Here is a 552-nt window from a genome sequence, read left to right as displayed (position 1 = left end):
ATCATCACCCTGTCGCCAGATGTCTCCGGCTGGGTCCGTGAACTCAACATTGAAGACAATCAGAGCGTCAGCCAGGGCGACCCGCTGTTCCGCATCGATGACACCCGCTACCAGGCCGCGTTGGCCAAGGCCGACGCCCAGCTGCTCTACCAGCAGGAAGCCCTGCGCCTTGCCCAGCACCAGTATCAGCGCCGCCAGGAGCTGCACCGCAGCAGCAATAACAGCATCAGCAAGGAAGCCCTGGAGAGCGCCAGCATTCAGGCTCAACTGGCCAAAGCCAATGTAGCCCTGGCCAAGGCCGAACGAGACAGCGCCAACATCAATCTTGAGCGCACTCGCATTCATGCCCCGGCGGACGGCACCATCGTCAACCTGACCCTGCAGCAAGGCAATTTTGTCAATCAGGGCAGCCCGGTGGTTTCCATGGTCAAAGCCGACAGTTTCTATGTCACCGGTTATTTCGAGGAAACCAAATTGCCACTGGTGCACGTGGGTCAGGACGCCTCCGTGATCCTCATGAATGGCTCGCGCACCCTGCAGGGAAAAGTCACC

Annotated in this window: 1 protein-coding gene; it reads left to right on the top strand. The window is 59.6% G+C overall.

Going from position 1 to position 552, the window contains the following annotated elements; translation table 11 throughout:
* Positions 1 to 552 (top strand): efflux RND transporter periplasmic adaptor subunit (locus A3730_RS08275; RefSeq protein WP_156501077.1); only part of this gene is annotated, 552 nt, incomplete at both ends.

The organism is Alcanivorax sp. HI0044, assembly GCF_001634945.1.
The sequence above is the reverse complement of the archived record's forward strand: the minus strand, read 5'-3'. Positions and strand labels throughout refer to the sequence as shown.